Below are 11,623 nucleotides of genomic sequence, written 5' to 3'. Positions count from 1 at the left end.
GCGGTACGGCAAGCAGAATAAAGCTGTTATAAAGCCCATCCATCAGTACCTTGCCCGCGATACCTACGCCGGCGCCGCTTGCGTTTAGATACACGAACGAGGCGAGCAGGATCGCATAGGCAATCGGTGTGCCGATCCCAGCCATTATGAACAGCGTGAACAGGCAAAGCCCGAATTCAAGTGTCATTTCTCGAAATCCTCGGGCCGTCGTCAGACGATGCGGCAAGTTCGTCGTAATGGTGCAGATCGGCATCTGCGCCATTGCGGATGATATCCCAGGTGCGCCAAGCATAGCGCAGCGCCACGACCAACAGGAATGCGAAGTAGATCGAATAAACGTGGCGCACCCGAATCCAGTCGCCGAAGACGTTTGACAGGGTCGGTGTCTTCTTCAGGCGCAGTATATGGAACTTGTCCCAGGTCGGCTCTAGCGACAACAACAACCCGACGCAGATAGCAACGGATGCGATAATAGCGAACCACTTGCGCAGCCGTGGGTTCACGCTGGTGTAGACGATATCGAAAATCACATGGTCGCGTTGGCGCACGATAAAGGAATTGCCCCAGAAAACGATCCACACCCACATCAATAGGCAGAATTCCAGCGTCCAGCCATGGCGGTTGGGGTCAAGGAACGGCACAGCCTCGGCGATCCATTCGGCGCGCGCGGTGTAGCGCACGGTGACCTGCAGGATGAATGTCGCAAACATGGCGGCCATCATCATGGCCGCCACGAATTCTGTTCCACGGGTTATTCCGTTAAATATCGGTTTCACCGGATCCCGCGCGCTGTCGTTCTCAGATCAGTTTCCGAGCGCATTGATTTTGTCCAGCACGCCTTCGGGCCAATCAGCCGAAGCGTCGGTGGTCAGGTACATCGACTGAACATGGCTGCGGAAGGCGGCCATGTCTGGCTCGTAGATTTCCAGACCTTTTTCCGTCAGAAAGGCCCCTAGTTCGGCCTCTTTTTGAAGCTGGATCTGACGCCCGCTTTCGGCAGCAGCATCAGCCGCGGCCTGAACAATGGCCTGCTGATCGGCGGACAGACCGTCCCAGACAGCTTTCGAAAAGGCAACATAGTTTAAGTCAACCAGATGCGCTGTCAGGACGATCTGGTTGGTGACTTCGTAGAACTTGGCGTCAACCACAGTCGGAAGCGGGTTGTCCTGACCATCTACTGAGCCAGTCGAAAGCGCTGTATAGACTTCCGTGAAGGCCATCGGAGTCGGGTTGGCACCCAGCGCTTTACCCAGGAACTGCCATGCATCGGTGCCCGGCATCCGCAGGTTCACGCCAGCCAGATCCGCAGGTGTCATCACAGTCAGCTCTTCTTTGGTCTGACGCAGGTTTACGTGGCGCTGGCCGAGATACATCACGCTCAGCAGTTTGACGCCAAGCTCGTCTTCGACCGTCTGCTTAAATGGCTCCATAAGCGCATCGTTGAAGACCGCAACTTGATGCGCGGCGTCCTGGTGGACATAGCCGGTAGCGAAAATCGAGAATTCAGGGAAGAATTGCGCTAGTTCCTGCGCCGAGGTGATCGACATTTCCAGGTCACCAGAAGCAATGGCTTCCAGCTCGGAGTTCTGCGCGATCAATGAGCCATTGTAGTGCGGCTCATAGGTAGCAAATTCGGCGACGGCAGGGGCGAACACCTCTTCTAGGGCGATAGAGCGCTGGTCGGTGGCCGAGGCCGGGGTCGACATGCGTAGGGTCAGCAAATGGCTGTCGGCAAATGCCGGGGCACCAAGGCCCACCGCAAGGCCGAGTGCGGTCAGCGATGCAAAAGCGACGCGGCGATTCAATTTTTTGATCATTGTATTCCTCCTTTGTTTAGGACGTTTATAACGCGATAATTTCAGTTAAGGTGAATTTTTTCGTTTAACAAAATAATTTGTTAAACGTCAGATATTTTAGATGGTTCGCGGACCTACCAATTCATCCGCGCTGGTCATCTCGGACTGCTTGTTTCGACCGGGGATCATTTCTGAGTTGCCCGTGCTTGCAGAGGTCGCAATCGCCTCGACCACTTCTGACGACTGCATTCCCACGACACCCGAGACCAGCGGCGCATCGTGCCAACGGATAACTCGTCATGATGGACAGGCCGTTGCATGTGCCGCCGCCGCCCCGCACTGCCTGATAGATAAGGTCCCGTTGCGGAAAGACCAGAAAGCCCAACAGCACCTCGCCGTTTTTGACATAGGCCAGTGAAGTACCCCGGGGCGGAAGTCCCGCCTTGAAATTCGAGGCTCTGTCGATGGGGTCCGCCACCGAAAGCGATGTCGCAGCCACCCCCCGGTTTGGTGCTTTGCGCGGCGACACAGCAGGATTCCGCGCTGCGTGCGCTCACAGCAAAAATTCTGCGCTTGTGCATTGGGCTCTGAGCAGCCATCCGCCGCGCCCTTCATCAATGTCCGCTCTGCCGAGAGGCTGTGTTAAAACTCGGGATTCTTCATGATTTCGCGCCGCTCGTTTTCGGGATTGCTAAATTGATGGTTCAGCTCGACTGGAGAGCGCCTGAATCTGGCAATTTTTGGCATTTGTAAAAGCCCTTGATAGCTTTCGCACGGCCTCCGGACAAACCGGACTTGTGCAGGTGCAACGAATGCACGTGCAGAAATCTCCGAAACTTGTTCGCGGATGCGGAAAAAGATGCTTTGCAACGCAAGAAGATGCCTGAGTCCGGCCATTCAACCAGGTGATCCCGACAGATATCAAGCTACAATTTTGCTGAGACTGACACCAAAAGGCAGGACGGGGAGCACCGTACGGCTTTGGAAAGGTAGCATCTGATTTCAGCGCATAGCGACAATGGCGACGCGTGCATATTCTACATTTCAATTCTGGCCGCTTTGACCCGGACCGACCGTTTAGCAAGAAATCTTGGATACGTTGCCCACGCCCAGCAATGTTGCCTTATCCAATAGGTCTCAATCGAGGTCTGCCCCAGAAGTTCTATGCGGTCTTCTTGACCGCCGCTCATGCAATCAAAAGTGTAGGGCTTCAATAGTTACCCACATTGCTTCGTGGCGCGATGTACTGGAAACTTGATGGTCGATCCATGAACCAGCTTCTTTGCGTAACCGGCGGGCGTGCGACAGATACTCATATGTTGTCGAGCCGCAAAAACACCATTTGACCTCAATTGGCACTCGCCAGCCCCTAGGGGAAAGTTATGCCTGTAGACTAGACATTGGCTCATCAACACGCTGGCGTCGGGCTCTGAAAAGGTTGGGCGGTTCACCGTATGTTTTTCTGAACCAGCGACTGAAATGAGCTCCGTCTGAAAATCCGCATTCCAGCGAAATTTGCGTGATCGTTCGCGTGGTGTTGATCAACAACCAATGGCCGTGCGTCAGACGCATGCTTCGGCAGATCGCTGAGGGAGGCTCGTGGGCATGTTTTTTGAAAGCTCTGTTGAGTTCACGTTCAGACGTGTTCAATCGCTCAGCCAGACCTGCGACGCTGTAGGGGTTCGAAAAGTTCCTTTCCATCAGGGTGACCGCTTGTTCAACCCGCCAGTTCCCGCAGGATGTAAGATACCCAAACGGCCGCTGCGGCATGTGATGCGACGTTCGTTGGCGATCAACCAGCAAGGATGTCAGGGCTTTGATGGCGCGAGCCTTGCCGCAATGATTTTCGATCAGGTTAAAGGCGAGATCAATCGCCGAGGTGCCACCGGGGCAAGTAATTATCCCGTTGTCATCGAGATAGATCAGATCTGACTGTGTCCGGGTATCAGGAAAGAGGCGCTGAAACTGGGCGCGATGTTCAACGTGAATAACGCAACTTTTGCCACGCAACAGACCTGCACGCCCGAGGATGAAACTCCCTGTACACAGGCTAATGATCTTGGTGCCGTTTGCATGCGCAGCGCGCAGATAGTCAAACGTTTCATCAGGCAAATCCAGGCTCCATGGCAACTGGCCGCCGACCACAATCAGATAATCCACGTCCGTGGCCTCGCTAAAGGATGCGTTGGGCGTGATGGATATACCGCAACTGGCTTCGATTGGCTCCAGATTTGGCGCGGCGACGGCCCACTGGCAATAGATCTGCCTGCCAAAATCGGCCTCGTCTGCGGCGTGGCGAAGGCAGTCAATGAAGCCCGCAAACGACACAAGGGTGAAGCGGGGCGCCAGAATAAATGAAACGCGCAGATCAGGTTCTATCGTCGGCGCGGGCGGCGGTGGTGGGAAGATGTTTTGCATGTTGGTCACATCACGCGCTTTCAATGAGTCTGATATGTTCTTTTGAATGTCTGATACATACAAGACAATAGCGCGATTCAGAGTCAACCTTGCGAGGTAACAAAAAGATCGCGCCGGATGGCCCGACAAATGACAGAGGAGATTTGCATCAATGAAAATACAACAAATTGGAAAGCCATTTCTGAGCTTGGCGCTGGCTTTATCGCTTTCGACAGCCGCCTTTGCTGATGACATCAAACTCAGCATCGCGGGCACTTGGCCAGCAAAGCACTTTGGCACTGAGATCATGGAGAACATGGTCAAGGAAATAGAGGCCGCCGATGTCGGGCTGACGGCCAAGTATTTCCCTGCATCGCAATTGGGGTCCGGCGAGGAACTGATTGAAGATGCCATTCGCGGCAACGTCGATATGGTGCAGGCTTTTGTCTACGCCCAGACAGACCCGCGCCTAGAGGTCCTGAACCTGCCTGCAATGGTGACCACGTTTGATGAACTCAAAGCCGTCTATGGCAATCCCGAATCAAAGCTCAATACAATCCTTTCAGGGATCATGGCCGATCACGGGCTGGTTTCCCTCGGTCTTGTTGGTGAAGGCCTAATCGGCATTGTTGCAAGTGAAAAGCCGACCGATCATGCCGGGTTTGGCGACAAGGGCGTGAATATCCGTGTCTGGAGTTCGGATATTGCTAAGAAAACTGTCGAAAGCATTGGATACCGGTCAACGACGATGAATTGGGCCGAGGTGCTTCCGGCGCTGCAATCCGGTGTGATTGACGGCGCGATCTGTTGCACCCCGGAATGGGCCTACACGACCTTTGCGGTTGCCGATATCGGGAAATATTACATCCCGGTAAATACGTTTATCGAAGCGTCGTCGCTCTATGCCAGTCAGAAGACCTGGGACAAGATGAACGACGAACAGCGCGGCGTTGTTAAGGCGGCTGCCGAAAAAGCTGCTAGCTCCGCAATCGATAAAGCCTGGGAGCGCAGTCAGGGTTTCATGGATCAGATGGTCGAATCCGGTTATGAGATTCTGGATTATACACCCGAAGAACGGGCCGCAATGGTCGCCCATATCAAGGAAAATGTATGGCCGGAATTGGCTGGTATCATCGGCCAGGATATCATGGATGAACTAATTGCCGAGTAAGCTGCTCATCCCGCTAAAATGATACGATTGGGGAATGCTCTGACGAACGAGTGGGCATTCCCCTTTATCTGGGGGCCAGAAATCCAATGATCTTGTTTGAAGACGCCCTTCCGCCTGGGCTGCGCGGCCTTGTCCGGCTGATGATCCGGATAAAGACAGTTTTGGTCGTCGTATCGCTGCCCCTTCTACCGATCACATTCTTTGGCGTTGTGTTCTTCAGATATATTCTGGAACGCGATCTGTTTGCCTATGAAGAGTGGCTGCTGCCGATTTGTTTCTGGATTTATTTCCTGGGCAGTGCGCTTGGCACTTACCATGACAAACAGATCAACGCAGATCTTTTGGATGCCATCACCGAGAACCACACTGTTTTGTGGCTCCGCAAAATCGCGATCACTGTCATTGAACTCGGCATCACGCTGGTCGTGCTATATTGGGCGTATCTGATGCTGGCGAACGAGATCGCAGACTATCCACGCTGGAAGACAACGATCGCCCTTAAAATCCCCTTTTTCATTCCCCGAGTGGCTATCTTTGTGGGATTCTTTTTCATGGCCTTCTACAGCGCCTTGGCCATCTATCTGATGTTGAAGGTCGGGCCGGACCGATATGCAGAGACCCGCGACGCGACGAAACAAGTAAACATCGACGCGGGGAATACATGACATGGTAATCGCAATTGCAATCCTACTGATCTGCGTCCTGCTGGCAATTGGTGTGTCCGTACCTTTGGCCTTTGGCGGGGTTCTGATCCTGCTGGCCTACACAGCGGGCTATGATGTTTCTGGGTTTCTCGCCACCGGGCACTGGAAGATGAATTCGGTGATCCTTTTGGCCATTCCGCTGTTCATTATGGCCGGTGACATCATGCAGCGTGGCAAGATCGCCAATCCAATTGTCGAGATTGCAGAGCTTATGTTCGGTCATCTCAGAGGAGGCTTAAGTGCTGCCGCCGTCGTCGCCAGCGCCATGTTTGGTGCAATTTCCGGCAGTGGTGCTGCGACACTTACCTGCATTGGCGGGATAATTATGCCGCATCTGCGCAAGGCAAAGTATCCCGATGGTTTTTCCGCCGCCCTCGTCATCAGCGCCAGCCCACTTGGCCTGCTGATACCCCCCAGCGGCGCGCAGTTGCTCTATGCGTGGGTGGGCCAGTTGTCAGTGCTCAAGTGTTTCCTGGCAACGGTTGTTCCCGGCCTGATCCTGACTGTGATGCTGATCATCGTAAATTTCGTGGTCCTGCGTAAAAACACCAGCATTCAGATCAGTGAGATCCCACAGCGGTTTTTCTTTCAGCTTAGCAAAAAAACCTGGACGGCACTGCCTGCGCTATTCATGCCCTTTATCATTTTGGGTGGGATCTATGGCGGCATCATGACGCCGACTGAGGCCGCTGGCGTTGCTGTGATCTATGCCATCCCGATCGGGTTCTTCTTTTACCGCGGCCTTACGCTACACACGTTCTACGAAAGCCTGAAGGATTCGGCGACCACCATTGGCGTGGTTATGGTGATGATCTTCATGGTGTTGATCACCAGCAGGTTCCTGATTTTTGAAGACATACCAGGTCTCGCCGAAGACTTGATCTATTCGATTTCGGACAACCCGATTGTTGTTATCCTTATGATCAATCTGGTCATGCTTTTGATCGGCATGCTGATGGACGATATCAGCGGCATCATTCTGAGTGCATCGCTGCTGCTGCCCATTGCTGAGAACGCAGGCATGGACCCGATTCATTTTGCAGCTGTCCTGGGGGTCAATCTGGGGATGGGGAATATCACGCCGCCCACGGCCCCGCTGCTCTATCTCGGGGCGCAGGTCACCAATGTACCGGTGCGCGACCTCATCGGACCGACGATGATTTTCATTATATTCGCCTGGTTACCGACACTTCTTCTGACCACCTTCATCCCTGAGATCGCGCTCTTCTTGCCTGACTTGCTGCTTGGCAATTAACACTTTTGGAAACGAACATTGAAAATCACACGGATCACGACCACGCCTTTGCTGGTGCCTTACAAGAAACCTTATCATTGGGCCAAAGGGATTATTCGGGGTGCGGGTGTGGTGCTGGTAGAGGTTCACACTGACGATGGGCTTGTAGGCATTGGCGAATGCGTCGCAACTCCGTCAGCACCGGCGATTGAGGCCTATCTGAACGTTGCCGGGGATATATGTATCGGCCGCAGCCCGTTTGAGAACACGCGCCTAATGGGCGAATGTTATCATGCCCTTTTTCAGGCACTCGGCACCTGTAGTGCACCGCGCTATTCGGGCCAGGTTTTGGCGGGTCTGGAGATGGCGCTTTGGGATGTGATGGGCAAGGCCACTGGGCGCGCGGTGCACGAGCTTCTTGGCGGGGCGGTGCGCGACGAGATCCACTATTTCGGCTTCCCTCAGGGCGCCACAGCCCAAGAGGTCGCCGATGAGGCGCGCGAGATGGCAGCCGCGGGCTGTGATGTGATTTATTTCAAGGTAGGGCGCGGCGATGCATTGGATCTGGAGATTGCGCGACTGGTGCGCGCAGCGGTCGGCCCCGACAAACGCCTGCGCATGGATCCGAACGAAAGCTGGTCCCCGGTGCGGGCCGCACGGATGCTGCGCAAAATGTCCGAGTTCGATATCGATATGGTGGAACAGCCAACTAACGCGGAATCAATCGCGGCCCTTGCGCAGGTCCGCGACCGCAGCCCGATTGCAATTGCTGCCGATCAACTGGTTTTCACCCCGCAGGATGCCTATGATGTTTGCCGCGAAAAGGCGGCTGACATGATTACACTTGGCCTGCATGAAACCGGCGGCATCGCACGGTTTCGCAAAGTGGCCCATATCGCAGAAGCTGCTGGCATAGATATTTGCCTTCACGGTCTTTACGAGACCGGAATAACAACAACGGCGGCCAACCAAGTGGGCGCAACCCTGCCCAATCTGGATGACGGCAATCAATATATGAACCACTTGCTGGAATGGGACATCGTGAAATCTCCTGACCTGCGGTTGCAAGAGGGACGTCTGCCCATTCTGCGGGGACCGGGTCTGGGGATCGAACTGGATGCAGATGCCTTGGCCCGCGCCGCCGAAGGACATATCAAAGAGGTTGAGAAAAATGGGTGAATTGGCTGCGCTTAAGACCGCCGTTATCGAGAGTTTCGGCACGCCGTGCCCTGTGATTGATCTGGATGTGGTCGAGCGCAATATCGCCCGCGCCCAGCAGCTGTGTGACGCGGCAGGGGTTGCCAATCGCCCGCATATCAAGACCCATAAATCACCCATTCTGGCAAAGATGCAGATCGCGGCAGGCGCGCAGGGGATCACCTGCCAAAAACTGGGTGAGGCCGAGGTGATGGCGAATGCCGGCATCACGGATATTGTGATCGCAACCAACCTGTTGGGGGCTGCACGCTCTGGTAGGCTAGCGGCATTGCAGCGGCGTGTCGCCCTGAAGGTTTGCGCCGATAATCCAGTTTCGCTTAGCGCCTATTCTGAGGCCGCGCAACGGGCTGAACGCCCATTGGATGTAATGATCGAATGCGACACCGGGCAAAAACGTGCCGGTGTTGAGACACCGCGCGAAGCGCTTGCGCTGGCCCAAATCATCCGTGATAACCCATGGCTGAACTTTGCAGGGCTGTTGTTTTATCCAGCACTTGATAGCTGGCCGCAGACACAGGTGTTTCTGGATGAGATGACCGCCGGACTTGCGTCTCTGAGCCTCAAACACAAGATTATCTCCACCGGTGGAACCCCCAATTTCGCCAATATCGGAAAGCTGAAAGGCGCTACCGAACATCGCGCAGGCACCTGCATTTTCAACGATCGCATGATGATTGAAGCGAAGTTTGCAACCCTGGGCGATTGCGCGCTTCAGGTGTTTACCAGCGTTGTCAGTCGCGGCGGCGAAGAGAGGGGCATTCTGGACGCAGGCTCCAAGACTTTGACGTCCGACACCGGCGGTCTGGAAGGCTTCGGTTTGATCATGGAGCATCCTGAGGCGCGCATCCACAAATTCGCAGAAGAGCATGGATTTCTCGACCTTTCGAGATGCAACAACAAGCCGGTGGTTGGCGATATCGTGCGTGTGATCCCAAATCACGTCTGCGTTGCCGTGAACATGGTGGATCAGTTGGTGGCGGTTCGTGGCGGCGAGATCGCTGAAGTGATCCCGGTCGCCGCACGTGGCATGCTGGTTTGATCTGAACAGAGGTATCGAATGATGAACGGTCAAATGTCCGCACAGCTGGATTTCACCGGCAGGGTGGCGCTGGTGACCGGCGGGGCGAGTGGGATTGGCCGTGCGGTGGCCACACAACTGATCGGGCTGGGGGCCAGAGTTGCCATCGCTGATCGCAACACCGAAGGGGCCGAGGCGGTTGTAAAAGATTTGGGCGCGGATCGCGCCACAGCGCTGACGCTTGATGCCGCCAACCCGGAAAGTGCCAATGCGATAGCTGATGCGGTCATGGACCGGTTTGGGCGGCTGGATATTCTGGTGCATAGTGCGGGCGTCGGGATTGAACGCAGTTTTCTTGAAACCACACCCGAAGAATGGCAACGCCTGATCGACATTGATCTGTCAGGCACGTTCTATTGCGCTCAGGCGGCGGCGAAAAAGATGGTTCCGCAAGGCTACGGGCGCATTGTGACGCTGTCGTCCACCGCCGGGCTGCGCGGCGGCACCGGGCGGGCAGCTTATGGCGCGGCCAAGGCGGGCGTCGTTGGGCTGACCAAAGTGATGGCGGTTGAACTGGCCCGACATGGCATTACAGCCAATGCGCTGGCCCCGGGTGCAATTGAAACCGAATTGGTGGCGAAAATGCATTCCGACGAAACGCGCCGCGTTTACCGGGCCGGAATTCCAATGGACAGATACGGCAGCCCGGATGAAACAGCGTTCACAGCTGTATTTCTGGCAAGTGAGCAGGCAGGCTATGTCACTGGCCATGTGCTCGGCGTTGACGGGGGCTTTTTGGCAGCCGGGGTTATGCACCGCGACAAAAGTTGAGAGCGCGGCTATGCGGATCAAACGACTCCCCCTCGACGACAAAACCAATGGCTGGAGCGCAATCCTTGCACCCCGTACCCCAAAGCCTGCGCTGGTTGGTGACCTGACGGCTGATTGGGTCGTTCTTGGTGCTGGCTTTGCAGGTCTTGCTGCGGCCCGGCGTCTGGCAAAGAACTGCCCGGATCAACACATCGCTGTAATCGAGGCTGGCGCCGCTGGAGAGAACGCGTCCGGGCGTAATTCCGGATTTGCGGTTGATCTGCCACACAACGTGGGGGCGTCACTTGATGAACTGGACGGGTCACATCGGTTCATGCGTTTGGCCAAAATGGCGGTTGGTGATCTTGATGAAGCCATAAAAATAAACGATATCGATTGCGATTGGTCCCGTGATGGCAAGTATCATGCCGCCGTGTCGCCGCGCGGCTTGAAGCAGGTATTGGTACCCTTCGCCAAAGAACTGGAGGCACTCGGCGAGCCCTTTGAATGGGTTGAAAAGCCCGATATTGCCCAAGTAATCGGCTCTGAGCATTTCACAGCAGCAATCTACACACCGGGCGGGGCGCTGCTCAATCCATCGGCATTGACGCGGGGGCTGGCAGACACGCTGCCATGCAATGTGACGCTGTATGAAAATTCGCCGGTCCAAGAAGCCACCTTCGAAAATGGAGTTCATTTCAAGACGGCGCTTGGGTCTCTGCGCAGCGCGAAACTGATCATGGCAACCAACGGGTTTTCACAGAAATTTGGCTACTACCGCAACCGGTTGCTTCACCTGGTTGCCCATTGCAGCATGACGCGCAAATTGACAGAGGATGAACAGAAGACATACGGCGTTGAAAAGCCGTGGGGCATGACCCCGGCCAATGCCTTTGTCGGCATCACCATGCGTTACACCAATGATCACCGGATCATCATTCGCCATGGTCTGAATTATTGTCCGAACCAACGCGTCTCGGCCTCTGAAATCGCCGCTGTAAAGCGCCGCCACAAGGCGTTGTTTGATCAACGGTTTCCCATGCTGCCCGATGTGGACATGGAGCATACATGGAGCGGTTTTGTTTGCCTGTCGAAAAACAGCGCTCCGGGTTTCGGGCAACTGGCTCCGAATGTGTGGTCCGCTGTCGGCAGCTCGCGCGTTGACACTCCTGGGGCACCAGATTGACGTCGACCACTTGATCTCGCAACGCTTCGCCGACGCCCCGCCTGAAGGCATTTCGGCTCGCCAACTGGTCAACTTGTGCCGCGAATACG

General features: G+C 55.2%; 11 protein-coding genes and 1 pseudogene. 7 read left to right on the top strand and 5 right to left on the bottom strand.

The window, feature by feature from the left end; genetic code table 11:
* The 5 genes and pseudogenes from Q1B15_RS15355 to Q1B15_RS15340 form a co-directional block, all read right to left on the bottom strand.
* Window positions 1–187: pseudogene (locus Q1B15_RS15355) on the bottom strand (TRAP transporter large permease); the annotation flags it as partial.
* Window positions 177–725: a TRAP transporter small permease subunit gene (locus tag Q1B15_RS15350; protein WP_299755143.1), complete on the bottom strand. Its 549-nt coding sequence runs from the start codon at window positions 723–725 to the stop codon at window positions 177–179. The gene Q1B15_RS15350 and the pseudogene Q1B15_RS15355, both read right to left, overlap by 11 nt.
* A gap of 78 nt (window positions 726–803) precedes the next feature.
* On the bottom strand, window positions 804–1,817 hold the full coding sequence (gene dctP, locus Q1B15_RS15345) for a TRAP transporter substrate-binding protein DctP (protein ID WP_299755140.1): 1,014 nt from the start codon (window positions 1,815–1,817) through the stop codon (window positions 804–806).
* Between the two features lie 121 nt (window positions 1,818–1,938).
* Entirely contained in the window at window positions 1,939–2,274 is a 336-nt protein-coding gene (locus Q1B15_RS23520; protein WP_366141735.1) for an inositol monophosphatase family protein, read from the bottom strand.
* A gap of 902 nt (window positions 2,275–3,176) precedes the next feature.
* The gene (locus tag Q1B15_RS15340) at window positions 3,177–4,214 is read right to left on the bottom strand and encodes a GlxA family transcriptional regulator (RefSeq protein ID WP_299755138.1); all 1,038 of its coding nucleotides are present in this window, start codon (window positions 4,212–4,214) and stop codon (window positions 3,177–3,179) included.
* A gap of 151 nt (window positions 4,215–4,365) precedes the next feature.
* Here Q1B15_RS15340 and dctP (Q1B15_RS15335) point away from each other — a divergent pair, with 151 nt between their 5' ends.
* The 7 genes from dctP (Q1B15_RS15335) to Q1B15_RS15305 are packed head-to-tail and all read left to right on the top strand — an operon-like array spanning window position 4,366 to window position 11,534.
* Window positions 4,366–5,364 carry a TRAP transporter substrate-binding protein DctP gene (gene dctP, locus Q1B15_RS15335; protein WP_299755137.1) on the top strand — a complete coding sequence of 333 codons (999 nt, stop codon included), beginning with the start codon at window positions 4,366–4,368 and terminating at the stop codon, window positions 5,362–5,364.
* Window positions 5,365–5,414: 50 nt separating this feature from the next.
* A complete protein-coding gene (locus Q1B15_RS15330; protein WP_299755135.1) occupies window positions 5,415–6,029 on the top strand; it encodes a TRAP transporter small permease subunit in 615 nt (204 codons plus the stop codon).
* Window position 6,030: 1 nt separating this feature from the next.
* On the top strand, window positions 6,031–7,323 hold the full coding sequence (locus tag Q1B15_RS15325) for a TRAP transporter large permease (RefSeq protein ID WP_299755132.1): 1,293 nt from the start codon (window positions 6,031–6,033) through the stop codon (window positions 7,321–7,323).
* A gap of 18 nt (window positions 7,324–7,341) precedes the next feature.
* A complete protein-coding gene (locus Q1B15_RS15320; RefSeq protein ID WP_299755130.1) occupies window positions 7,342–8,481 on the top strand; it encodes a mandelate racemase/muconate lactonizing enzyme family protein in 1,140 nt (379 codons plus the stop codon).
* Window positions 8,474–9,559 (top strand): D-TA family PLP-dependent enzyme, encoded by a 1,086-nt coding sequence (locus Q1B15_RS15315; RefSeq protein WP_299755128.1) that lies wholly within the window; start codon window positions 8,474–8,476, stop codon window positions 9,557–9,559. Before Q1B15_RS15320 ends, Q1B15_RS15315 begins: the two co-directional genes overlap by 8 nt.
* Before the next feature lie 33 nt (window positions 9,560–9,592).
* Window positions 9,593–10,369, top strand: coding sequence for an SDR family NAD(P)-dependent oxidoreductase (locus Q1B15_RS15310; RefSeq protein ID WP_299755126.1), 777 nt, complete (start codon window positions 9,593–9,595; stop codon window positions 10,367–10,369).
* A 10-nt stretch (window positions 10,370–10,379) separates the two neighbouring features.
* Window positions 10,380–11,534, top strand: a complete 1,155-nt coding sequence (locus Q1B15_RS15305; RefSeq protein WP_299755124.1) for an FAD-dependent oxidoreductase — start codon at window positions 10,380–10,382, stop codon at window positions 11,532–11,534.
* Window positions 11,535–11,623 lie beyond the last annotated feature (89 nt).

It is taken from the genome of uncultured Boseongicola sp. (assembly GCF_937988555.1).
GTDB lineage: Bacteria > Pseudomonadota > Alphaproteobacteria > Rhodobacterales > Rhodobacteraceae > Boseongicola.
The sequence above is the reverse complement of the archived record's forward strand: the minus strand, read 5'-3'. Positions and strand labels throughout refer to the sequence as shown.